This window comes from Bradyrhizobium sp. USDA 4541 (assembly GCF_024171085.1).
GTDB lineage: Bacteria > Pseudomonadota > Alphaproteobacteria > Rhizobiales > Xanthobacteraceae > Bradyrhizobium > Bradyrhizobium australafricanum.
Window position 1 is genome coordinate 2,915,228 of the sequence record NZ_JALJZF010000001.1, and the last position, 22,092, is coordinate 2,937,319.

General features: G+C 59.6%; 17 protein-coding genes and 2 pseudogenes. 12 read left to right on the forward strand and 7 right to left on the reverse strand.

The genetic code is table 11. The features are described 5' to 3' along the window. Positions 1-10: 10 nt before the first annotated feature. The 3 genes from J2R80_RS13775 to J2R80_RS13785 all read left to right on the forward strand — a co-directional run bounded on the left by J2R80_RS13775 (position 11) and on the right by J2R80_RS13785 (position 2,125). On the forward strand, positions 11-298 hold the full coding sequence (locus tag J2R80_RS13775) for a hypothetical protein (protein ID WP_253638724.1): 288 nt from the start codon (positions 11-13) through the stop codon (positions 296-298). An 11-nt stretch (positions 299-309) separates the two neighbouring features. Continuing rightward, positions 310-1,167: a glucose 1-dehydrogenase gene (locus tag J2R80_RS13780; protein WP_253638725.1), complete on the forward strand. Its 858-nt coding sequence runs from the start codon at positions 310-312 to the stop codon at positions 1,165-1,167. 598 nt (positions 1,168-1,765) lie between these two features. Then, positions 1,766-2,125 carry a PRC-barrel domain-containing protein gene (locus tag J2R80_RS13785; RefSeq protein WP_225649539.1) on the forward strand — a complete coding sequence of 120 codons (360 nt, stop codon included), beginning with the start codon at positions 1,766-1,768 and terminating at the stop codon, positions 2,123-2,125. A gap of 2,101 nt (positions 2,126-4,226) precedes the next feature. Here J2R80_RS13785 and J2R80_RS13790 read toward each other — a convergent pair. The 4 genes and pseudogenes from J2R80_RS13790 to J2R80_RS13805 all read right to left on the reverse strand — a co-directional run bounded on the left by J2R80_RS13790 (position 4,227) and on the right by J2R80_RS13805 (position 7,039). After that, entirely contained in the window at positions 4,227-4,583 is a 357-nt protein-coding gene (locus tag J2R80_RS13790) for a hypothetical protein (protein WP_125459264.1), read from the reverse strand. 732 nt (positions 4,584-5,315) lie between these two features. Further along, on the reverse strand, positions 5,316-5,843 hold the full coding sequence (locus J2R80_RS13795) for a hypothetical protein (RefSeq protein WP_229190199.1): 528 nt from the start codon (positions 5,841-5,843) through the stop codon (positions 5,316-5,318). Between the two features lie 103 nt (positions 5,844-5,946). Continuing rightward, positions 5,947-6,212: pseudogene (locus tag J2R80_RS13800) on the reverse strand (adenylate/guanylate cyclase domain-containing protein); the annotation flags it as partial. A 632-nt stretch (positions 6,213-6,844) separates the two neighbouring features. Further along, on the reverse strand, positions 6,845-7,039 hold the full coding sequence (locus J2R80_RS13805; RefSeq protein ID WP_253638726.1) for a DUF3606 domain-containing protein: 195 nt from the start codon (positions 7,037-7,039) through the stop codon (positions 6,845-6,847). A gap of 597 nt (positions 7,040-7,636) precedes the next feature. Here J2R80_RS13805 and istA point away from each other — a divergent pair. Beyond that, positions 7,637-8,944, forward strand: a complete 1,308-nt coding sequence (istA, locus tag J2R80_RS13810) for an IS21 family transposase (protein ID WP_253638727.1) — start codon at positions 7,637-7,639, stop codon at positions 8,942-8,944. Then, complete coding sequence (gene istB / locus J2R80_RS13815; RefSeq protein ID WP_253638728.1) at positions 8,944-9,804, forward strand: IS21-like element helper ATPase IstB; 861 nt, start codon at positions 8,944-8,946, stop codon at positions 9,802-9,804. Before istA ends, istB begins: the two co-directional genes overlap by 1 nt. 676 nt (positions 9,805-10,480) lie before the next feature. On the opposite strand, the gene J2R80_RS13820 is transcribed toward istB, so the two are convergent. Together J2R80_RS13820 and J2R80_RS13825 are read right to left on the reverse strand one after the other, a co-directional pair. After that, a complete protein-coding gene (locus tag J2R80_RS13820; protein ID WP_253638729.1) occupies positions 10,481-10,651 on the reverse strand; it encodes a hypothetical protein in 171 nt (56 codons plus the stop codon). Between the two features lie 211 nt (positions 10,652-10,862). Then, positions 10,863-11,234 carry a cupin domain-containing protein gene (locus J2R80_RS13825; protein WP_016844188.1) on the reverse strand — a complete coding sequence of 124 codons (372 nt, stop codon included), beginning with the start codon at positions 11,232-11,234 and terminating at the stop codon, positions 10,863-10,865. 1,841 nt (positions 11,235-13,075) lie between these two features. Between J2R80_RS13825 and J2R80_RS13830 the strand changes: the two are divergent. Next, positions 13,076-13,738, forward strand: a pseudogene (locus J2R80_RS13830) (3-keto-5-aminohexanoate cleavage protein); the annotation flags it as partial. Between the two features lie 147 nt (positions 13,739-13,885). Here the strand turns inward: J2R80_RS13830 and J2R80_RS13835 are convergent. After that, positions 13,886-14,815, reverse strand: coding sequence for an AraC family transcriptional regulator (locus J2R80_RS13835; protein WP_141340809.1), 930 nt, complete (start codon positions 14,813-14,815; stop codon positions 13,886-13,888). A gap of 516 nt (positions 14,816-15,331) precedes the next feature. Here J2R80_RS13835 and J2R80_RS13840 point away from each other — a divergent pair. The 6 genes from J2R80_RS13840 (at position 15,332) to J2R80_RS13865 (ending at position 22,085) form a co-directional block, all read left to right on the forward strand. Further along, positions 15,332-15,973 carry a response regulator transcription factor gene (locus tag J2R80_RS13840; RefSeq protein ID WP_141340810.1) on the forward strand — a complete coding sequence of 214 codons (642 nt, stop codon included), beginning with the start codon at positions 15,332-15,334 and terminating at the stop codon, positions 15,971-15,973. 61 nt (positions 15,974-16,034) lie between these two features. Next, positions 16,035-16,472 carry a response regulator transcription factor gene (locus J2R80_RS13845; protein WP_141340811.1) on the forward strand — a complete coding sequence of 146 codons (438 nt, stop codon included), beginning with the start codon at positions 16,035-16,037 and terminating at the stop codon, positions 16,470-16,472. Further along, on the forward strand, positions 16,465-18,567 hold the full coding sequence (locus tag J2R80_RS13850) for an ATP-binding protein (RefSeq protein WP_253638731.1): 2,103 nt from the start codon (positions 16,465-16,467) through the stop codon (positions 18,565-18,567). Before J2R80_RS13845 ends, J2R80_RS13850 begins: the two co-directional genes overlap by 8 nt. Positions 18,568-18,800: 233 nt before the next feature. Further along, entirely contained in the window at positions 18,801-19,751 is a 951-nt protein-coding gene (locus J2R80_RS13855; protein ID WP_253638732.1) for an AraC family transcriptional regulator, read from the forward strand. A 226-nt stretch (positions 19,752-19,977) separates the two neighbouring features. Continuing rightward, the gene (locus tag J2R80_RS13860) at positions 19,978-20,835 is read left to right on the forward strand and encodes an alpha/beta fold hydrolase (RefSeq protein ID WP_076826970.1); all 858 of its coding nucleotides are present in this window, start codon (positions 19,978-19,980) and stop codon (positions 20,833-20,835) included. A 44-nt stretch (positions 20,836-20,879) separates the two neighbouring features. Then, the gene (locus tag J2R80_RS13865; RefSeq protein ID WP_253638733.1) at positions 20,880-22,085 is read left to right on the forward strand and encodes an NAD(P)/FAD-dependent oxidoreductase; all 1,206 of its coding nucleotides are present in this window, start codon (positions 20,880-20,882) and stop codon (positions 22,083-22,085) included. The last annotated feature ends 7 nt before the right edge of the window (positions 22,086-22,092 follow it).

Genomic DNA, 22,092 nt, shown 5'->3' on the forward strand with positions numbered 1-22,092 from the left:
AGAGACACGCATGGAAGGCATCCTCGTCGCCGAATTCGATACTCGCCGCGCGGCAGAGCTCGCGGTCGAGCACGTTGTGCAGGAGTGCGGAGTCCAGAGAACCGACGTGGTGCAGCCGAGGGGCGCCGACAATACATCCGGCGATCGACCCGCGCTCGCCGACGTGGAGGTAAAGCCGAAGCCGGGCGAGAAGCTTGAGGGCCCGATCGAAGTATCCGTCGACTTCCATGGCGACGATCCGAAGCGCGTCGTGGACGCGCTGAAATCCATTGGTGCTAAGGCCGTCCGGACGAAGTAAAGGACAGAATCATGCCCGAATATCCCAAACCGCCGTTTCCCAGCCAGCGACAACCCATGCCAAGCTCGACGGGGAAGATGGACCCGCGCCCGGATCATGGCGAGACAAGCTATAAGGGCTCGGGACGGCTTCAAGGCAAGTGCGCCATTATTACTGGCGGCGACAGCGGCATCGGGCGCGCGGTCGCCATAGCCTTCGCCCGCGAGGGCGCCGACGTCCTGATCGCCTACCTTGACGAAAGCGACGATGCGAAAGAAGTCGCGGCGATGATTGAGAAGGAAGGGCGCAGGGCTGTCCTCGTCGAGGGCGACCTTCGCTCGGCCGACCATTGCCGCACCGTGGTCGACCGCGCCGTGCAGGAACTTGGCGGCGTCGACATTCTCGTCAATAATGCCGCGCATCAGGCGACCTTCGCCGACATCGGCGACATCAGCGACGAAGAATGGCGCATGACTTTCGAGGTGAACATCCATGCGATGTTTTACCTCGCCAAGGCCGCGGTCCCGCATATGAAGCCTGGAGGCGCCATCATTAACACGGCATCGGTAAATTCCGACATGCCGAATCCGATACTGCTCGCCTACGCGACGACGAAGGGAGCGATCCAGAACTTTACGGGCGGCCTGGCCCAGATGCTGGCGGAGAACGGCATCCGGGTGAATGCCGTTGCGCCGGGTCCAATTTGGACCCCGCTTATTCCCTCGACGATGCCAGCGGAGGCCGTAAAGAACTTTGGCAAGCAAGTGCCGCTGAAGCGGGCTGGCCAGCCGGCTGAACTCGCCACAGCCTACGTGATGCTCGCCGACCCGCTATCCAGCTACACTTCGGGCACGACCGTCGCGGTGACCGGGGGCAAACCCTTCATTTGAGAAGTGGCCGGCATAAAGCATCCCGTGACGCCCGATGGCCGCTACTTCGTCGTGAAAGAGAAGCTTTAGGTCTCGGCAATCCGGACGTTGAGCCGGGCGCCTCCATAAAGCTTAGGAGGCACGCTTTCAGCGAGGGCAAGTTGGGCGATGTGCATCGATGGTCCTTTAGCTAGGAAGCACCGCTCGGAGCAGTAAGATGATTGCATCCGAACCGAGTTTGGCAATGCTCCGGCCTTGCGGTGCCGATCACCGCGCGCGTGCCCTCTATAGTGATGCGCTCGAGGAGCTCTTGCGCACGCGTCGGCATCGCCTTCGCGGCGATCCCAACTCCCATAGAGGTGACGCTCAAGCAGACAACGACGCCTATCTGATGTATCAATCCCGGAGTGAGTGGCGCAGAAAACGCTCCAAGCGATATCGATCGCCGTCCGCACTGTGATTGCATTTGCCATTTCAAGCTCCGTGACAAGGGCATCATTGCCGTGCAATGCCTTTCCACGGCGAAGGTTGCATCCTTTTCCCAACCTTAAAGCTGGCACCGGGCGTATCGTAGGAACCTTGCTCTCCCGAAGACATTTGATCTTAAACGGAGGATGTTATGGGACTCGAAGCGAAGGAATCCGGCAACTTGATCGGCAGCGACAAGGTTGAAGGCACGACAGTTTACGGTGCAGACAGTCAGAAGATCGGCAGTATCGAGCGGGTGATGATCGACAAAAAGAGCGGAAAGGTCTCCTACGCGGTCCTGAGCTTCGGCGGCCTTCTTGGCATCGGCGATGATCACTATCCACTGCCTTGGCAATCGTTGAAGTACGACACCAATCTTGGCGGGTACGTCACTGGCGTGACAGAAAGCCAACTGCAGGGCGCGCCCAAATATCGTGATGAGACGGCATGGAATTGGAATGATCCGGCGGCCGGTCGATCGGTAAATGACTATTACCGAGTACCAATCTGATTGCCCTCGAAATGCGGTGTGCTCGTCATCAAAGTGCGCTGCATTCGCGAAAAGCGTGTGGGAGCATCGTCGATTAACCGGTCGGCCGCAAATCGGGTCTTGAAAGCGAGTTCTAGGAAGCGCTCGCGCGAGCAAGCCTAGCGCAGGTACTCGCCCGCGCCGCGGGAACCTTATCTCCTCAGGCGAAGCGATATAGCGCGCCTCTACTTCCCGCACCACGAGGCCCTGAGAAAAATGTGGAGACCCGGCACGCGCGCGGCTGAACGCTTAGTGCGCTCGGCCCAGTCAGGGCCGCTGGTCACGCGTTAGTTGGACTGCGATATGTCAGACTGTCAGACATCTGAGTCCGTGTATCTCAAGCGCTCGGGTTCACGGCCAAGGCCGGGATTAGGAACGCGGTACGGGTCCGCGATCCGGGCCCGGGGAAGCTGATCTAATTGCTGTCCAGGAACGGTCGCATTAGCGGCAAGCACGCCGCACGGCCTTGCAAGTCAAGAAAGGTAGGTGCGCGCGAACTGGAATATGAGAGCGGATAGGCTATCCGAGACTGAGGGCGTAGAAATACATCGCCGCGATTATCGCGACGCTTAGTAGCGTGATGCCGAAACTTTCCCATCCCGAACCGATTTGACGAATCGCTCAAACGTTCCGGCGCTGCGACATCCTGTCAAAGCGCTTGATGAGCAATGCGCCTCACTCCTTGTCGCCCGATTAACTTGGTGGACGCCCGCGACGGGGCAGCTTCGGGCCAGTGATCCGGTCTGCCGCGACGCGAAGGGCGCCGGCATGTTTCATCGCTTCAACGCGAGCCGGCCCAGGCGGCAAAGCGCGCGCATGATCCAGCGCCAGTATCGCTTCCGCATAGCGAGACGCCAAGCATTCGACGAGCGAACCGGTATGGACCGCCAAGGGCAAGATTTCGCCGGCTCTGTGGGATGCTTATTCGATGGCGATGGCGCGATATCTTCCGGCATCGCTCGAGGTCGCCGTTGCCTTTTACGCGGCCGAACACGAGGGACGGAACTGGCGGCACCTGTGTTCTCAGCTCGAGGTCGTCCAAGTGCCTTGGGGGCATGATGGCTGCATGACTGTCGGTGCGGAGCGGCTGGTTGATCATCTGCGGCAAAGAATCAACGCTCTAGCCTCGCGTGCGCCTCCTTACGGCCGAGCAGATGGAGCGCGCGTCTGAAAACGCGACAAAGCGGGATAAAATTCAAGGTGAGACATTACCGAACTTAGACACGTGTCAAGTCGAGGTAATCCGGCAGAGCGGTCTAAAATGCTGAGATTTCCCGGTAGACTGACGGTGCGCTCAGCCAGTCGCGCGCTGAGGATGCGGTCCGGGGAGGATCACATCCGGAAAGAAGCCCTGACGCCGCTAGCCCCCGTCGGGGCTTCTTGCTGCTTACGCCGGCTCAGATTGTACGAACGCCGCCCGCTTAAAATGCATGCGGACGGCGTCGGTTCTAGCCCCAGGAAGGATCTGCAAAATCCTGGCTAAGCTAAGTCTGCACAAAGACTTAAAAAGTTTAATACCCCTGAAGGGGTAGCTTGCCGTCAGAACGCGCGGCGCCCACGTTGTAGCACGACTGGCGTGCTCTCTGCCGATCAGCCGAACGGGCCTTTGCCAGCCTGCGTCATTCTGACGAAGGTGCCATCTCGCGGTACTCAAGCCACTTCATGTTTCCTCGGCATACTTCAGGTCAGCCCAATACTCAGCCGGTGTCGCCTTATCCCGGTAGAGCATTGGATAGTTGATCTTCTCGATCTAGATCCGGCCGCCCTGGATCGGCTCGAATGCGTGAGCGTGCTCCATGATCCTGCGGGCGGCTTTCTCGGGACTGGCGTAAAGGACGATCTCCGGTCAGTTTCATCGGCGGTTTGGAGATTAGCTACTTTTCTGCGGGGCGCCGTTCCGTGTGCATTCATTGGAAAATATGGCGCTCTCACGGCAATCGAAGCGAAAGACTTGAGATCGACGAAGCTACAGTATTGGTTCGATCGATCGATGCATGGCCGACGTCGACTATACCAGTCACCGAGTCCTACAGCCTCAGCGATGAAGAGAAAGTCAGCCTCTCTTAATTTGAAGGTCAAAGCCCTACCGCTGTTCAACCCTGGTGCGCCACAGGGCATCGAAGGTATTCTGGCGAGATGGCGTCCATTCTTCTGAACCGATCGGATCGCTGGGCTTCTCTATGAGTGCACTTGCAAGCTCCTCGGTGGGACGTGCCTGCGTCGAAATCCGCACGGGCCACTCCAATAATGATTTTGAAAGCATGGGCTTGCCTTCGTACCAGCATTTTCGTCCGTCGATGAGGCGCCAAGACCAATACTCGCGCGGATTTGGGGGCATCACCGCACTGCATTGCTGTTTTGCCTGCGCGGTCGGCATTCCAATCAATAGAAAAGTAGCGATGCGAGCGGCCAAAGGAATAAATGAAAATTGCCTCTTCATCGGAACACTTAGAGACTACTTCGTTGCCGCAGTCGACTTACAGCAACGACCAAGTCGGGCCGCTCAAGAACCTCAACTAACTTGTCGAGTATGCGTTCACTGTCGTGGGGGCGGGGCAGAAGATACTCGTCCAATATGCACAGGGCTTCGCTGACGGCATGAAGAGCCAACTGTTGATCGGTCATCGCTTCTTACCCATTCGAATTGGTGGAGCGTTGCGGTTTCAAGAAAGCTTAAAGATCAAGTCAGCTTTTGGACTTATCCCATCAAATTTTATTTCAATCGAGGGTGAATTTAGGTCAGCGCTTCTGTCTCAGGATTGCGATTTGGCTATCGCCTCACCGCCGCTCCGCGCCACGCCACGTGCACTTCGATTGGCGTATCGCTACACAAACGAAGAGTCCGACGAGGCGCTGCGCCTCCACGCCCGGATCAGCGCGACGGATCACGCGATGGGAGCGCGAGGATCTGCTCGACGCTTTGCAGCAGCGGCTCGATGCGAACCCGCTTGCTATGCGCCTTCGTCGCGAGACGGTCGAGCATCCGTTCAGCGTCACCTCATCAAGCCGTGCGAAATGAGCCTTCAAATTTTTCAAGTCAGTGAATTTCTTGCATAGCGCCAGCAACTACCACCGTTGCCCGATCTTCTTGACTCCCGATCTCGGAAGAACGGCGCGGGCGCGGGAGTTAAGGCTCAATAGATTGGGGCCAAAAAAGCGAAGTGTGGCAGGATCACTGGCTTGTAGCAGCCACCAGTCGGCGCATAGTCAAGCAATGATAGAGCAGCGCCCAGCCTTCATGGCTTGCAAAAACCCCGGCACCGGCTGGAGAATCGATATTCTGTGGGCCGATGGCGAAACCGAAGTCATCAAAGGTTTTGTTACGGAGCACGACGCAACGAAGTGGATTTCCGAGCATTCGGCGGCGTGCCAAGAAAGCGCTGGCCCACCGCGCTAGCATGGCTTCTAGTTCGGAGGAGCGGCGACGATGGATCGCGAGACGGAAGAACTGGCAAGTAAAATCGCAGAATGCGCGAGACAGGCGCGCCATCAAGCCGCGCTTCTGCCGGAAGGTCCAGTCCGCGACGCACTGATAGAAAAAGCCAAGCATTACGAAGCACAAATCCCCGCCGACTCTACGTATACGACTGTTACGTAGCGCTAATGGGCAGGTGACTGCATTGCTTCGGCGCTCCGACTCATCCGGCAGGCTTCCACCCGAGGTTTGCCTTTGAGTTAAGTGTTCTTCCTTCGTCTTCATCGTCGAATTGCGTCGTTTTTAGATGTGCCCGCGGTGTGTGCAACTCTCGGCCGGTGGTGACTATCGACGTTGCGCCGCAGGGACAGCGCATCAGTGACACGGCCTCCCTGAGGGCAGCTTTTCGCCGCATGCCCCATGGCGCTGCTTCGACCGCGCTCGGAAACTCTGCCAAGAACCCGTCTCCGGTGTTCTTCACGATACGGCCGCCGTGACTGGCAATAGCAGGCTCACTTCTCTTGCGAGAAGTTCGCTCAGCTTGGCGTGCGTGGCCTCTTCGTCATCGTGCATGAGCCGTGAATAGCCGGCGACATCGGCGGCCATTATGGCCGACAGCCTGCGCTCTATCCGACCTGGCCACTCTTGCACTATGGACCCGCGATCCAAGCGACGCCCGATTGTACGACGGACAAGCCGCGCCCCCAACGGCCTTGACGAAGATGCCCGAGAGGCCGCCGATCAGCTATCGGCCCGAACGGCACAACCTAGGAACAGTCGATATTCGCCGGACGTTAGCGCTCATGCAACAAGTCCGTTTGGTAGGCGACCGGCGCGAGGAGACTTACATGGCTGACGAAAGCTCAGTTGCACCTACTGCCACGCCCGAGCAGCGAATAGACCGAGCTTCAGAAGCGATCCGGCGGATGGCTGAAGACGACGCGTTGCAACATTTGCCACAACATGATCGGTGGCTGCATCATTTGAGTGAAGCGACCCGGGCAGCTCCATTTCAGTCCCTTGCCGTTGCATTCTTGCTAGGCGCCTTCCTAGCTCGTCGGTAGCGTCCATGCAGCGCAGCCCTACGAATTGCCAGACGGCAATATCTTATTCGGATTGCTCAATGACCTTGCTCGCATCAGGCTCATCAATCCCATCCGCCCGATTGCACTCGCAAGGCATGCCGGCGCCGCACTGACAGCCATGTGCCTCCGCCGTCCAAGGCAAGTGCGGATGGTTCTCGCAGACCCAGCCCAACCCCAAGCAAATCGGACAGGTCGGTTTGGTCATTCTTGAGCTTTGTCGGGCAGACCCAATTCCTTGCGGACCGCAGCAGCGGAGTTGCCGACCTTTTCGACGACCTTCTGAAGGTCATTCTTCGACACACCAAGTGCATGGGTCCAATACTTCACCTCGTATGGCTCGTGCATGTTGATCTTCGAGCGATCTGGCTGGACGCGGTTGGTTAAATTGTTTGGCATTGCTTCTATCCCAAAATAAAAGGTCGCGGCCGTTGGCTGGTCCGAAGAAGATCAGGCTATTGTCGGGGCGGTTTGCAAAATTGACCGTCGCGGCAGTAACGTCGGCCACCCAAAGCTAGTTCCTGCCAACGCTTCCTTGCCCCCGAAGATCCGGGGTACATTCTCAATCAGTTTAAACCGGTGGCCCCGGCTGCACCTCGCTAGGGCCGTCGACTCGGCCTCAGCGTCTCGCCGGGTCCGTTCTGTTCAGGGAACGAGCAGCAGTCCACGACGTCAAATCTAAACGATGGACTGGGACTATTACCGCGGCCTTAGCGCTCTCCGCGGGCGTTGAGGCCATTCTAACGTCAGGGGCCGCTTTTCGCGACTCGTGAATAGCTTCGCTAAAATCTCAGCCTGGTCTTTTGTCAGCTTCTCGGCGAACGCGCCGTCCTTTTCTATCTGGGCCGGTCCTTTGCATTCGCTATCGTAGACCATCCAGCCGTTGCCGCCTTGCCGAACGAGGAATCGGCCTCTCATCTGTCGCGCGCCATGGAAAACTGCCCCCTCGGCGTCATGAGGAATTGCCCCCTCCTCGGATAGCTGAGGAGAGAGCGAATGAACGAGGAACGAATCACTAGAGGCTCGCCGTGGAGTGATCCACGGGGGCAGGTGATGAAGACGCCGGATGACGTGGCGGAGATGTTGCGCCTAAGGGCGTGCGGGTGGGGTCTGAAGCGGATTGGGCGCCAGCTGGGCTGCAGCCATCACACGGTGAAGGACTACGTGGCGGCGGGCGGGGTGAAGCCGTTCAAGTCGCCTGAGCGGCCGAAGCTGCTCGACGGCCTTGAGGGTTGGCTGCACGAGAGGTTCATTCGCCATCGCGGTAATGCTGACGTGGTTCGCCAGGATCTGTTGGCCGAGAAAGGCGTGGAGGTAAGCCGGCGAACGCTGCAACGCGCGGTGCAGCCCTATCGTCAGGCGCTGAAGGCGGAGGCGCTGGCGACGACGAGGTTCGAGACGCCTCCTGGCCGACAGCTGCAGATCGACTTCGGGGAGCGTCTGGTCGAGATCGGCAGGGTGAAGGTCAAAGCATTCGTGTTCGTGGCAACGCTCGGGCATTCGCGACGGCTGCATTTGCGTGCGTTCCGGGCGGAGAAGCAAGAGCACTGGTTCGCCGGGCTCGAGAGCGCATTTACGACCTTCGGCGGCGTGCCGGAGGAAGTGCTGATGGACAATCCACGCGCGCTCGTCGTGCGTCACGACGCGGTGAGCCGGTCGGTTCAGTTCAACGACAAACTCATCGCGTTTGCGAAGCATTGGGGCTTCCGTCCACGCGCCTGCGCGCCATATCGGGCACGCACGAAGGGCAAGACGGAGAATGGCGTCGGCTACGTGAAGAAGAACGCGATCGCGGGGCATTCCTTCGTAAGTTGGGAGGCATTCGAGGCGCATCTCGCCAAGTGGGAGCGTGAGGTGGCGAACGTGCGTATCCACGGCACGACCGGCGAGGCGCCGATGGTTCGCTTCGTACGCGACGAGGCACACCGGTTAAAACCGCTCGGCGGGCAGCCCTCGTTCGGATCATTGCGCGAACTAACCCGGGTCGTCGGCAACGATTGCGCCATCGAGATCGACACGAACAGTTACTCAGTGCCGTGGCGCCTAATTGGCGAGCGCGTGGCGGTAACGGTCGCGGCCGGCGAGGTGCGGATCCGCCATGGATTGCACCAGGTAGCGGTCCACAAGCAATCGGAGGGGCGCCGGCTGCGGATCGCCGATCCCGCCCATCTCGATGGTGTTGCCGGGCGCAATGGCGCGGTCCGCCGGCCGGAGATTGCGGCGGCGGTGCCGGGGTCGTCTCCACCGCCTTCGTTGTTGCGTCCTCTTGCCGAATATGAAGCCGTGATCGGGGGAAGCTTCTGATGACGCGCGCAAAGAAGGCAACCGAAGTACCGACTGATCCCCTTGATGCCATGCTGGCGCGATTGCAGCTCTCCGGCATCCGCGATCAGCTCGATAGCCTGCTCGACGAGGCAGCGCGCGCGAACCTGTCGGCACGTGAGACGCTGATCCTGCTGTGCGAGCGCGAGATCGCACGCAAGGATCATCGCCGCATCGACATGGCGCTGAAGCTTGCACACTTCCCGGCCGTGAAGGAGCTTGCTGGCTTCGACTTCGAGGCGCAGCCGTCGATCGATCCGAAGCAGATCCGCGACCTGGCCGCGTCACGTTGGATCGCCAACGGAGAGAACGTGCTGCTGCTCGGCCCGCCGGGCGTCGGTAAGACGCACTTGTCGATCGCGCTCGGGCGAGAGGCAATCCTGGCCGGGTATACGGTGCAGTTCACCACGGCGACGACGCTGGTCGCTGGCCTTGCCAAGGCGCATGGCGATCGGCGCCTGGACGAGAAACTACTCGCGCTGTCGAAGCCAAAGCTACTGATCGTCGACGAGCTCGGCTATCTGCCGCTGGAGCCCGACGCGGCCCATCTGTTCTTCCAACTGGTCAGCCGGCGCTACGAAACTGGTGCCATGCTGATCACGTCGAACCGCAGCGTTGCCGAATGGGGCACCGTGTTCGCCGATCCGGTGGTCGCCACCGCGATCCTCGACCGGCTCCTGCACCACAGCTACGTGTTGACTATCCGCGGCGACAGCTACCGGCTCCGCGCCAAACGGAAGAGCGGCCTCATCAAGCCGCCGCCCGCCGGTGACGGCCCTCCGGTCGGCTCCGCCTCCCTCCGTCCCGTCACCGACGGAAGCAACCTTCAACCAAGATCATAACCCGATGGTGGGGGCAGTTCTTCATGACGCAAAGGGGGCAGTTCCGGATGGCGTTTGACACTCATCGGGCGTCCAATAAATTCCATTGCAACACCACCTGTGAAATTGAAGGGTTTCATGCGTCCAGCGAATTGAAACGGCCCCAACCCGAGGGCCGCCAACCCGAACAATGCGGGTTTTCCTCCAGCAGCCGGGGGGGGGGGCTGGATCGGCTGGGGGACCTGAGCCGACTCGTTGCCAAGCCGATCGTTCCTATTATCGATCGTTAGGATAAACGGCCCAGTGATGCTGGTTTTGGCGTGCAGGTGATCGTGGCAACTCGGCCCCTCCGCGCCGCGCCTCACCGCGTTGGGGCCGTTTTTGCAAAGACTACGCGAAAAGGTCTTTGCTGACCTGGGTGATCCGCGGAGTGCCAGCGTTATTAGCGAACCGAAATAAACATTCAGCTGAAGTCGTGTTTATTCGGTTAGCCGAACAGATTCTCGCCGGCCTGGGGTCATGCGATTGGGTGCCGTCCTAGTTAGGACATTCGCTGCGGGCCTACCTTAGAACGCGACAAAGAAAAAACCCATCAGTAGCAGGGCGAGCAAAACAGACGCCCCGGCCGCTATCTTTCGTCCGGCGCTTGGCTTCGCTGATTGGTTCATATGGGGGGCCAGAACCCGGAAGATTGAAGTCACTCGCTCATATGCGCGCCGGTCTCAGCTTGCCGGGTTCTCTTAAGTAGCTGCTCTTTTTCCATACCTTCGGGGAGTACGCTTGCTTCTTCACGAAGACTCTTGGCCTCTTCGGTAAGGCGTTCCTCCAGAGAGTGCTCTTGCTTGAAGTGCCGACGCTTAATGACCATGCGCTGTCCTTTCCGTGGCGGAAGGCGACGTGCCCCCCGAGCTGGAGCTACTTCGAGATAGCGATGCGGCGTTGAGCGCGTCGCCGAGGGGCGGATGGGCGCGGAGGCGACCATCTGGATTCGAGAATACCCCCGGCGTAGCTTTCTCAAGCAGAAAAAGCGGGTGCGCGTTTGCGACCGCTTTTTCTTGATGTCGGTTTGAGGGGACCTCTTACTTTGCAGGCTCCATCATTGGTTTACCCTTATCGACGATATGGACCGTCAACATCTTCAGGGTTTTGTCGCCTGCCACCTTGAAACCACCGTGGGGCACGTCGCGAATGTTGATTGTTGCTGCTCCCGTAGGAAATGGCACCTCTTTTCCATCGGGTAGCGCCAACGTTGCGCCCTCTAGAACGTAAACGGCTTCCTCGCCATGATGCGTGTGGCGAATGAGATTATTTCCGGGCTGTACGTCGACGACGCTGACTACAATCTCCATATTCGTGCCGCTTAGGTCGGCGCGTTTCAACTCGGTGCGGTTTGTTTGGGCATTCGCGGACCAGGTAAGGGCGAAGAAAATAAGAGCAGTGATCCGAAGCATACTTTCCTCCTCAAATAGACAATGAAATGTTTTCGCGACACGCCAATGTGACGCCCACTTATCCAACAGCAACCATTACGAGAGTGCAAGGGAAGTGCAGCATAATCCATCCTGAAGCAGATTGTGGCGATTGAGGCGACGACTACACCACCCCGCCGATCGTGGTATCGACCCGTGATGGCCGCATCGTCAGAGATTGCGAAGCAAAGTAAACCTCCGCGCATCGGAAGATACCAGTAGGAGAAATCGGCAGGGCCTACCAGAGACGTCCTTGGCGAATGATCACTTCGCCTCACTCGATCCGGGTATCAACCCAGCCGACCTTGCCGCAGGCGGTGAACTTGCGGTGCACCGAGATTTCAGCCCAATCCCATCTGCAAGTCGGCAAGCTTCAGCAGCCGCTATGATGTTGGCAGCCGACGCAAGAACACAAGCACCGTCTTGAAACCGGCGTTGCGATCGACAGGGCCAGTCCAATAACGGAGATGACGGGCGGGTTTTCGACGCCAAGGCATGGGCCGATATACTCAGTGCATCGAGTTCATGGCCGGTCGGGCTGCGGAGCGCATGTTGCTAGGCGGCGAACTCGCCGCTCCGGTTGAAGAACGTCCTTAGCGGGGATCGCTTGTGCATTTCCCTGCACGAACGAAAACATCCAGGTCCGGAAGCTTCATTCGCAGCTCCTCAACGAAGAGCGGGCGAGCAAGCCGCCGCCGGCAATCCTGGCTTGTCAGCTCGGTTCGCAAAACCAGCTTCTAGAACTCATCTGCCGGGGACGCCCTATCCCCGCCGAGCCTGCTGCAGCTCTTCGGAGTGGATTGTCGCCACCGCGTGACTGAATACTTGGCTGGCGTCGCCTTGCGCAATCACCGGTAGAGAAAAAATCCGTGGACGCCCGCATAATCGAAAGTAGTGGGGAGCAGGCTCTCCACGGCGCCGCGCTGCGGACGGCGGCAGCATTTACCCGCGGCGGGGAATTGATTTCTTAACTCAAACCTTGGGTGCGGTGATCGCGAAGCTTGAGGACTTCCGAAGCGGTCCCTTGCCGGAAATTGGGCTTCATCCGCGATAGGTCGGGCCCATGGGCTTTGCCGGTCATCATGTCCCGCTGAAACGTAACCCCGCGCCCATTATGCCGGGAGTGCCGCCGTCTCTTAAGAGTGGTCGCTGACAAGAGACGGCAAGGCATCCCTGCGGCACGGATATCCCCAGCCTCGTTGTCCACATCCGCAACTCCTTGAAGCTGCAGCAAAGACGAATGCCCTCGGAGCGCGCACCATAAGCCCACGTATTGTTCGGGAAACGAATATCGCCGGCGGCCTAGTTTCAAGTGCAGAAGCGATGTCTGCCTTCGGGGTCGATGCCGTAGCCCGTCGACATTCGCCGTCGCCCGCTCGTAACTGGCCTTCAGCTGCTTGACCTGCTGGCGTGTTTGCGCAAGCGATGCCTCGAGCTGGTTGACTTTGTACTGGAACGGCGCCGGATCGATACGAAACAGCACCGCGCCGGCGACCGCGGTGGTGCGCCTGGCACATGGGATAGGTTGATTGTCCAGGCGTCATCGACCCGCGACCCGTCTAGAAATGGTATCCGCGCGACAAGGAGAGGTCTGGCGCGATCTGGTAGGTCAAGTTGAGAAATTGGCCGGAGATGGTCGGAAGGAAGCAGACGAGGGGCACCACGCGCCTACGGCACGATGCCGGCACCGAATACGGGCTTTCGATATTCCGCGACAGAGGTCGATTTCGCACGCGACTCCGAGAAGAATTATCGCATGTTGTTCGATTCGATTGATGAAGGATGAGGAATAGGCCCGGAGCAACTCGAGCGACGATGCGGGTAAGCCGACATCGGATCCCGAACGTTTTGGGCGTTTGCTGGAAGGCCTCCGGAAATACTGTCCCGGCATGATTGTGCAGCTCTCGACTGGAGGGCGCTCAGGCACAGGCCGGGAGCGAGGCGGAATGCTGTCACTGCGGCCGGACATGGCGTCGCTGTCGACCGGGTCGTGCAATTTTTCCACGCGCGTTTACGAGAATGCTCCCGAACTCGTCGACTGGTTGGCCTCCGAGATGCTGGCTCATGAGATAAAGCCGGAGATCGAGGCGTTCGACCTATCGATGATTTTCCAGGCCATCGCTATGCAAAAGATCGGCAAGATCAAAGGACCGCTGCACGTCCAATTCGTAATGGGCGTGAAGAACGCAATGCCCGTCGATCGAGCAGCGTTTGAGTTCTATATTGAGACCCTTAACCGGTTGGCGCCTGATGCGACCTGGACCGGCGCCGGCATTGGAAAGGACCAGATCACGCTCAATGCGTGGTCTCTTGAACTCGGTGGACACTGCCGCACAGGACTTGAGGACAATGTGCGACTGGATCGTGAGAAGCTTGCACCGTCGAACGCTGCGCTTGTCAAGCGTGTGGTCGAACTCTGCGGTCGATACGGGCGGCGTCCAGCGACCGTGCCGGAGACGCGCGCGCTATTGAAGCTCGCTCCATGAGTTGGGCGTCGAAAATGCCTTTTAGTTGTCGTGCGAGGACGGCTAGGAATTGGTGCTGCTCGCCGTGATTATCGTCATGAGGGTCGGCCTAGCCATGCATACGTTGCGGTTGTGTAGGTCGCAGACCGTCTTTATGCGTAACCCTGATTACCCCTCACTATCCGACGCGCCTCGCACTCCTCGGCGCCACGCTCCCGGACTGACGCCGACCATTGCTGAAAATACCCTCGTAAAGTGGCTCTGATTGGCAAACCCAGCCGATTTCGCAACCTCGGACAGCGGCAGATCGCGGATGGTCATCAACTGCTCGGCCGTCTTCACCCGCCGGCGAAGTAGCCATCGATGCGGCGGCAGACCAGTGGAGATTCGGAACGCCCGCGAGAAATGATCGACCGAAAGATCAAACTCGGCTGCGATCTGCCGTAAAGGAGTCTTTCCGGCGAGATCGGCATTGAGCATATCGCAAGCGCGGTCTAACTGCCACGGAGCGAGGCCGCCGCGTATCGTCTTGGCGCTACGCCGAAGGCCACCGTAGGTTTGAGCGACGTGCGCAGTAAGTGCGTGCAACATGTGGTCGACGAAAAGCTGGTTGGTCTCGTCCGCTCGACGCAAAGCTTCCACGAGCGACGCACCGAGGTTACGGACGACTGCGTCGTCGTGGCCTATACCCGGCTCATAGGCAAGCTCGCCAATGCGCGGTGCGCCGGCCTGCCTCGCAATGTCGTCAAGGGCCGAGCGCGGAAGATAGAAAAAGAGGGAGTGAAACGGCTTGTCGATGACGTAGCGCGGATCGCGCTTCAGATCGTAGAGATAGGTCGCGCCGCCGTGGACATTCGTCTTGATGACGCATCGGCCCCGCTCCCAGCACTCGCAGTCCGGATAATCACGAAATTTGAGGCTGACGAGGTAGGCGTCCTCGGAGGGCAGCGAACCGGAAAGGCTCGGCACCGGGTCGTCGTTTCGGGTTTCGGTCACCGCTAGCTCGGAACTGCGCAGCGTACGTGCAATCAGCGAAGGTGCGTTCTTCGCCTGCAGGGGTCGTCCGAGCCTCGATCCGTAGACGCCGGCCTGTGCCATTTGAGTTGATCCGGAAGGTTAGACCGCAGGCGCTGATCGCCCTGCGAATTTTGCGGTGCATTATCGGAAATAGGCAAGCGGCTGTCCACGGCCACCCGGAGACGCGCAACTTTTCGTGAGGGCAAATCGCCGCGAAAGTCGCAACGGATTCGGAAGCAATTTCAATGCGGTCGACCCAATCAACTGCCGCCAGGAACTGGGGTGAAATCCGGAGCGCAGGTCGCAACGATTCGCAAGCACACGTGATTCCGCGACTCGCAGTCGCATGGTCCTCGTTTGGCACGGAATGAGGCAAGACATGACGGCTTTGGGAAAGACGCGGGGGCCCTGCGAGCCCTAGAAACACGCTGTAGAAGCCAAGTGACCGTGACGGCCGTGTCATGACATGGACCTTACGGGCATCTGCGAAAAAGCAGCGAAAGACCGCGGGGCAGAAGCGATCAGGAGGCCACGCAAATGCTTAGGGCAACCGTATCCACGGGCTCGCAGCCTTCATCGCACGTAGCGCGCTTACCTATGACTCTCAATACTAACACTGCAGACCGCCCACTTGTTTTGATCGTGGACGACGACGAGGAGATCCGGTCGGCGCTTCGGGAGCTTTTGCTATCGGTCGGCATCGACGCGTGCTGCTTTGGCTCGACGCAGGAATTGTTGCGTGCCGATCTTCCGGAGCGGCCCGGCTGCCTGATTCTCGATGTTCGCATGCCCGGAGCAAGCGGGCTGGATCTGCAACAGCGTCTGGCATTGAACGGCAACACGAGGCCGATCATTTTCCTCACGGGTCATGGCGATATAGCCATGACCGTCCAGGCAATGAAGGCGGGAGCCGTCGACTTCCTGACGAAGCCAGTCAGAGACCAGACACTCCTCGACGCCGTCGCGGCGGCGATCGAGAAGGATGTCTCGCAAAGAGCCGCGGCCAGGCGCATAACGCAACACGCCGCCCGCTTCGCAACGCTGACACCGCGCGAACGTGAAGTCCTGGGCGAGGTAGCAAGGGGGCGCCTCAACAAGCAGATCGCCTTTGATCTCGGCATCAGCGAGATCACTGTGAAGTTGCATCGCGGCAACGCGACGAGAAAGCTGCAAGCAACGTCCGTCGGAGACTTGATCCGGATTTGGGAAGCACTTCCTGCGGAACTTCGCGGGAGGTAGCCCATCCTACACCAAGGAATAGGTACAACCCGATCAGCAATGGGCAGATGATCGGCGGGCCATGCCAGCGAAAGTCATCTGTTTGTCCAAAACGCCCCTAGTTGCCATCGTAGATGACGACCAAGCTGTACGAGAGGCTCTTTGCGATCTCCTCCTGGTCCTGGACGTTGCGTGTCGCTCGTTTGATCGGGCGGAGGCGTTCATGGCTGAATTTGTGCCAGGCCGCTTCGATTGCCTGATCACGGATGTGAGCATGCCCGGCCGGAGCGGGCTCGAACTACAGGAGCGATTGCGCGAGCTGGGCTCGTCAATGCCGGTCATTTTCATCACCGCGGACACAAGCCCGGCGACAGAGGCTCGCGCACTGAGGGGCGGTGCCTATGCCTGCCTGACGAAGCCGGTCAATGATGAGGTGCTCTTTCATCTCCTGCAGAACGCAATGAACTGCGCAGGCCGCTCGCGACGCAACGAGCGACGGGATCCACCATCAGATGACTAATCTCGCCCGACAGATATCGCAAGGCGGCCAGCCGAATCTCGTTGCCTCTGCTCCCGGCACGGAACTGGCCGACCTTGTGTCCGAAAGCATCATCGTCAGCAACCTGCACGGTGTCATCCAGTACTGGAATGCCGCATCGGAAGTCCTGTACGGCTGGCCTTCCATGGCGATGGTCGGTCGACACGTGGCAGAGATCGGCTCGCGCGGCCACTCGGGTGTCGATCACATCGACATACTGCTCCGCGAAGGTCGATGGGAAGGTATCGTCTTTCGGCGTAGCCTGACCGGGGTCGAGGTTGCGGCGGCCGTGCGGCAGGTGGTGCGACGAGACGCAACCGGCGCGGTCCTTGACATCGTTGAGTGTGGCCGAAATGCAGGACCACTAACCGAAGCAGCGTACCTGCGCATGGATGCCGAGTTGCAGGGATCTCAGGCCGCTGCTTGGGAGCTTGATGCCTCGCCGGCCCGGCCCCTGCTCGATGCAATCGCGAAGCACAGGCGTGGCGGAGCCGCTATCGACCTTGATCAGCATCCGGACTGGGTCAACGGACTGCTTACCGCCACTCGAATTCTGGCTGTCAATGATCGCGCGGTTCGCATGTTCGGGGCACATGCAGGGCACGAGCAGATGATCGGTCAACCGATCGGTACGTTCTGGCCGGCTGAAAGCCGCTCAATCCTGGCCGGACTAATCGGAGACGTTGCCACAGACCGCTCGCGCCTCGAGACCCGCAGAATGGTCCTGAGCGGCGCGATACGCAACCCCATCATCAGGGCCTGGCATTCTGCGGACCCGAAGCCGTCGGGCACCGTGCTTGTTACGATCAACGGCGCGATCGATGATGACCGCACGTCCTGGGAGTTGCACGCGAGCGAGGATCGATATCGCAAGCTCATTCAGTATCTACCGACGGCTCTCTGGCAGGTCGATTCCCGACGCGCGGGCGAGGTCTTCGACGATCTGAAGGCGAAGGGTGTTCGCGATATTGCTTCCTATCTGGCGACACACCCTGATCTTATCGAGCACGCCAAGGACGTCGTTCGTGTGACGGACGTCAACCACGATGCAGTCTCACTGTTTCGGGCACGCAATCCCGCCGACCTAATCAAACCGGTTCGATACCTGTTTGCCGCCGTCCCGGGTCTCGCCGAGCGGGTCATGGTGGCTCACTTTGAAGGTCGACGCAATCTCATAGAGGAGACCAGGATCCGTGCATTCGACGGTTCGCTCATCGATGTCCTGTTCACGGTCACATATCCTGTGCCCCCCGAGCAACTCGACAACACCTTCATCACCATCCAGGACATCAGTGAGCGCTTGAACGCCGAACGGCAACTTCGGAAGCTGCAAGCTGATTTCGCGCATGCTGGCCGCATCGCAACTCTTGGGGAGCTCGGAACTTCGATCGCGCATGAGATCAATCAGCCGCTTACGGCCATCGTGACCAATGGTGAGGCAAGCTTGAGGTGGCTGGCGCGCGCAGATCAAAACATCGAAAAGGTCACCCAGCTCACCTCCCGAATCGTGGCGAATGCGCGGCGCGCGAGCGAAATCATTCATCGCATACGAGGCATGGCGGCGAAGCATGAACCAGAGAAGCGGCTCATGGATATCAATGACGTCGCGAAAGAAGCGCTGTTATTCATTCGCCACGACATTGAGTCAAAATCAATTGCCTTGTCGACGACGTTTGCATCTGGGCTTCCCCAAGTGATTGGTGACCGGATTCAGCTGCAGCAGGTGATTATCAATCTGCTCGTCAACAGCGTCCAGGCCATCGTGCACTCCGGTCAACCGACACGTCGAATCGACGTCCAGACGTCGGTCACCGAAGAAGGCTCGGTCGGCTTCTCCGTCTTCGACAATGGGCCGGGTATCGCCACCGGAGATATCGGGCGCATCTTCGACAGCTTCTTCAGCACCAAGGATGCAGGAATTGGCATCGGCCTCGCGATCTGCCAGTCGATCGTTAGGGCGCACGGAGGCAGCATTTTGGGCGCGAATCGTCCAAATGGCGGCGCGCATTTTCGCTTCACGCTTCCGGTGCCGGCGACTGCCGGTCCCGATTCCAGCGTTGTCGCGCTCATTCGGTAAGTGCGCCAACGTTCGCATGAGCGCCTGCGTTTGCAAGGAATTGCGCCCGCGATGCGGACAATCTCTCCCGAACTATACCGAGGTATAGGTCGACCTATCCGCTGAACCAGCGCGACCAGACCCGCTGCACGATGCCCTCGTACAGCGCTCACCGCCATGATCGCAGCACACGGGAAGCGATGCATCCGCAGACGCGCGGAACGAACGCTCTTCCCCAATGCGAGTGGAAGTTCATGAGCAAGCCCATCTTGCGCGCCCACCTGGACAATGTGCCCGGCGCGACGCAGGCGCATAGGAGTGACCTGCCGGTCGGTGAGCGGCGCCCCGCCAATGAAGAGATGGCACGCGTGCTCAGGACTAAGCCCTTTCGCGTTGCTTTGGAACCGTCCAGCGGCACGATTGCATACTGGAAGCACGAGCCCGTACACGACATCGTCAAGCCGATGGTCGATCACGTCATCATGACCTACCCGACCGGCGTACAACGGCTCGAGCGGCGCACCGGACGATCAGTTGCGATCGGAACGGCTCGTCCCGGCGTCGTGACGCTCATTCCGGCTGGTTCGACCTCTCGGTGGGATATTCACCGGCCGATGCATGTCCTTCAGCTCTATCTTCCGCAGGCAACACTCTCGCGTGTTGCCGACGAAGCCTACGTGGCCGCGCCCGGCGATCTTCTGGAGCGGACAGTGTACTCGGATCCCGTTACATCCCGGTTGCTGATGAGTGCAGTGGATGTTCTGGAAGGACACGCGACGCTGGAAGCATTGTTCAGGCAGCAATTGATGGACCTTCTGGCAACGCGCCTCTTGGCAGCACATGCTGGCTCGTCGATCACGGTCCGGCCAGCTCTGGGCGGCCTGTCGCCAAATGTCCTGCGCCGCGCCATCGAGCGCTTGCGCTCCGATAACGATGCGGACGTTTCCCTCGGAGCACTCGCTTCCGAGGCCGGCCTCTCGCGCTACCACTTTTGCCGTGCCTTCAAGGAGAGCACAGGCCTTTCGCCTCATGCCTGGCTCCGCCAGCGACGGCTCGAGCAGGCCATGGAGATGCTGCGCGACACGGACGCATCGGTCGTCGCGGTCGCGGAGGTCCTTGGCTACGGCTCTCAGACCGCGTTCGCCGCGGCATTCAAACGGTTCACCGGCGAAACGCCGACCAATTGGCGGCGCAGCATGCGTTAGCAGCAATCGCGCTGCAATCGGCGCAATCGCTCTTGGGCAGTGGTCCGCGAGCTCCCCTAGATAGCCGCAAGAAATCTGACGACACGGAGACCAACAGATGATTTCCAAAAAGACCTTCAGCGGCCTCGCCACGTCGCGTCGAAACTTGCTGGCGAGCACGCTCATTTGCGCGACATCGCTGACCGTTCGCCCGTCTTCGGCGATTGGCAAGGAAAGGGACCATTCGATGTCGGCCACACAAGGAAGCGATCCCGCGACTTCTGTGACGACCAAGGACGGCGTGCAGATATTCTACAAGGATTGGGGGTCGAAGTCCGCCCAGCCGATCGTCTTTCATCACGGTTGGCCGCTCAGTTCCGACGATTGGGACGCGCAGATGTTGTTCTTCGTCGGCAAGGGCTATCGAGTCATTGCGCATGACCGGCGAGGTCATGGCCGCTCGAGTCAAGTGAGCGATGGCCATGACATGGACCACTACGCAGCCGACGTTGCGACTGTCGTTGACCATCTCGATCTTCGCAATGCCATTCACGTTGGTCATTCCACGGGCGGCGGCGAAGCAGCGCGCTACGTCGCACGCCACGGCAGGAACCGGGTGGCCAAACTGGTCCTGATCGGGGCCGTGCCTCCCTTGATGTTGAAGACGGAAGCCAATCCGGCGGGCGTGCCCATTGAGGTGCTTGACGGATTGCGCAAGCAGCTCGCAGCGAACAGGGCACAGTTCTATCTCGAATTCGCGAGTGGCCCGTTCTATGGCTACAATCGCCCAGGTGCACAGGCGTCCCCGGCGGTGATCTGGAATTGGTGGCGCCAAGCAATGATGGGTAACGCCAAGGCACAATACGATGGCGTCAAAGCCTTCTCGGAAACCGACTTCACCGAGGATCTGAAGAACATCGACGTCCCCACGCTCGTCCTGCATGGCGGCGACGATCAGATCGTGCCCGTTGGCGATTCTGCAACCTTGTCGGCGAAGCTTCTGAAACGAAGCACTTTGAAAATCTACGACCTGCTACCGCACGGTCTGTGTACGACGCATCCCGATATCATCAACGCAGACTTGCTGAAATTCGTGAGCGCCTAACCCGGTGCCTTCATCGAAGACAGTCAAACCCAAGGAGTAATCAAATGCGACTAGTCATCATTGGCGCCGGATTCGCCGGCATGTATGCCGCTCTCTCTGCGGCCCGGCTGCGCGACATCCAGGGCGTTTCGCCCGAGGCGTTCGAAATTGCGTTGGTTTCACCGGAGCCGACGCTGGTGATTCGACCGCGGCTCTATGAGCCGAAACCGGAGACCCTGACAGCTTCGCTCCTGGATGTGCTGAAGGCCGTTGACGTTGCCTATGTGAAAGGCAGCGCCGAGTCGATCGATACCGAGTCTCAAGTGGTAGACATCGTTGCGGCCAAGGGTGCGAAGCAGAGACTCACCTATGACCGATTGATTGTCGCAGCTGGTAGCCGGCTGTTCCGTCCCAGTATCCCCGGGCTCGCTGAACACGGTTTCAGCGTCGACCAGCTCGACGACGCGATCGCCCTCGACCGGCATTTGCATCATTTGGTGGGGTGGCCGGTATCACGGATGCGCGACACGGTTGTCGTGGCCGGCGGCGGATTCACTGGCATCGAAGTCGCGACAGAAATGCCCGCACGGCTTCGTGAGATCCTCGGCAAGGATGCCAAGCCGCGTGTCATCATCGTCGAACGAAACAGTGCGATCGCCCCCGACATGGGCGAAGGTCCTCGTCCTATCATCGAAGTCGCGCTCCGCAAGTTGGGGGTCGAGACCCGGCTCGGCGTTGGCGTTACCTCGCTCGACAAGTCCGGCGTCACGCTTTCCAGCGGCGAGCATATTGATAGCGGGACCGTGATCTGGGCGGCCGGCATGCGGGCCGCTCCGCTAACCGCGCAGATTCCCGCTGAGCGCGACAACTTTGGGCGCCTGCTCGTCGATCCCGACTTGCGCGTGCTGTCGGTGCCTGGGGTCTTTGCGACCGGCGATGCGGCGAGGGCGGCATGTGACGAGGTTGGCAACTACGCGCTGATGTCCTGCCAACACGCCACGCGGATGGGCGCCTTCGCCGGCAACAATGCGGCCGCCGAGCTGCTAGGCGTCCCTACCAAACCGTACCGCCAGAAGGCTTACGTCACTTGTCTCGACTTAGGAGAAGCCGGTGCGCTCTTCACGCGCGGCTGGGAGCGCAAGGTCGAGATGGTTGGCGACGAAGCCAAGAAGACCAAGAAGGAGATTAATACCGTCTGGATCTATCCGCCGCGGGCCGAGCGTGCCGCTGCTCTTGCTTCCGCTGATCCGGAGCGTGTCACTGATCTCTAAACACCTC

Bases quoted from the DNA above. Each gene is read 5' to 3' on its own strand.
- J2R80_RS13865 (WP_253638733.1), top strand. From the start codon at position 20,880: ATGCGACTAGTCATCATTGGCGCCGGATTCGCCGGCATGTATGCCGCT.
- istB (WP_253638728.1), top strand. From the start codon at position 8,944: ATGACGCGCGCAAAGAAGGCAACCGAAGTACCGACTGATCCCCTTGAT.
- J2R80_RS13860 (WP_076826970.1), top strand. From the start codon at position 19,978: ATGTCGGCCACACAAGGAAGCGATCCCGCGACTTCTGTGACGACCAAG.
- J2R80_RS13785 (WP_225649539.1), top strand. From the start codon at position 1,766: ATGGGACTCGAAGCGAAGGAATCCGGCAACTTGATCGGCAGCGACAAG.
- J2R80_RS13845 (WP_141340811.1), top strand. From the start codon at position 16,035: ATGCCAGCGAAAGTCATCTGTTTGTCCAAAACGCCCCTAGTTGCCATC.
- istA (WP_253638727.1), top strand. From the start codon at position 7,637: ATGAACGAGGAACGAATCACTAGAGGCTCGCCGTGGAGTGATCCACGG.
- J2R80_RS13825 (WP_016844188.1), bottom strand. From the start codon at position 11,234: ATGCTTCGGATCACTGCTCTTATTTTCTTCGCCCTTACCTGGTCCGCG.
- J2R80_RS13850 (WP_253638731.1), top strand. From the start codon at position 16,465: ATGACTAATCTCGCCCGACAGATATCGCAAGGCGGCCAGCCGAATCTC.
- J2R80_RS13780 (WP_253638725.1), top strand. From the start codon at position 310: ATGCCCGAATATCCCAAACCGCCGTTTCCCAGCCAGCGACAACCCATG.
- J2R80_RS13855 (WP_253638732.1), top strand. From the start codon at position 18,801: ATGAGCAAGCCCATCTTGCGCGCCCACCTGGACAATGTGCCCGGCGCG.
- J2R80_RS13775 (WP_253638724.1), top strand. From the start codon at position 11: ATGGAAGGCATCCTCGTCGCCGAATTCGATACTCGCCGCGCGGCAGAG.
- J2R80_RS13795 (WP_229190199.1), bottom strand. From the start codon at position 5,843: ATGAAGACGAAGGAAGAACACTTAACTCAAAGGCAAACCTCGGGTGGA.
- J2R80_RS13840 (WP_141340810.1), top strand. From the start codon at position 15,332: ATGACTCTCAATACTAACACTGCAGACCGCCCACTTGTTTTGATCGTG.
- J2R80_RS13835 (WP_141340809.1), bottom strand. From the start codon at position 14,815: ATGGCACAGGCCGGCGTCTACGGATCGAGGCTCGGACGACCCCTGCAG.
- J2R80_RS13820 (WP_253638729.1), bottom strand. From the start codon at position 10,651: ATGGTCATTAAGCGTCGGCACTTCAAGCAAGAGCACTCTCTGGAGGAA.
- J2R80_RS13805 (WP_253638726.1), bottom strand. From the start codon at position 7,039: ATGCCAAACAATTTAACCAACCGCGTCCAGCCAGATCGCTCGAAGATC.
- J2R80_RS13790 (WP_125459264.1), bottom strand. From the start codon at position 4,583: ATGAAGAGGCAATTTTCATTTATTCCTTTGGCCGCTCGCATCGCTACT.